This window comes from Aquicoccus porphyridii (assembly GCF_008369105.1).
Classification (GTDB): domain Bacteria; phylum Pseudomonadota; class Alphaproteobacteria; order Rhodobacterales; family Rhodobacteraceae; genus Aquicoccus; species Aquicoccus porphyridii.
In genome coordinates, this window is the sequence record NZ_VINQ01000144.1 from 1 (window position 1) to 430 (window position 430).

The window sequence follows — 430 nt, forward strand, 5'->3', positions numbered from 1 at the left end:
AGGCCATACGAGATGGATTTCAATATGTTCCGGCTGAGACGGGAATCGATGTCTGGAATCATGGCGTTCACCTGACGTCGGGCTTGACCAGGACGGGAGCGGGCTGGGTTTTTCCGGGGAGGCTGTGCACGTCGCGGAACAGCAGCATGTCGACGAACTGCTGCTCCTTGTCGCCGGCGAAGCCCTGCGGCTCGTCGATGCGGCGGGGGTTCTCGTAGGTGCCGAACAACATGTCCCAGATCGGGAAGTCGCTGTAGTTGCACTCGTGGCGGTCGCGCTGGTGGTGGATGCGGTGCATCTCCGGGCGCTGGAACAGGTAGCCGAGGACGTGCGGGGTGCGCAGGTTCGAGTGGTAGAACATCTCGCCGAGCGCGGCGAACATGATGTAGTAGGCGCCGGCCTCGATGCTGATGCCCATCACCACGTAGGC

1 protein-coding gene is annotated in these 430 nt (G+C 62.6%); it reads right to left on the minus strand.

Going from position 1 to position 430, the window contains the following annotated elements; translation table 11 throughout:
• Positions 1 to 67 precede the first annotated feature (67 nt).
• Positions 68 to 430: sterol desaturase family protein (locus FLO80_RS23950; RefSeq protein WP_149187153.1), on the minus strand; the 363-nt coding region annotated here is incomplete at its 5' end.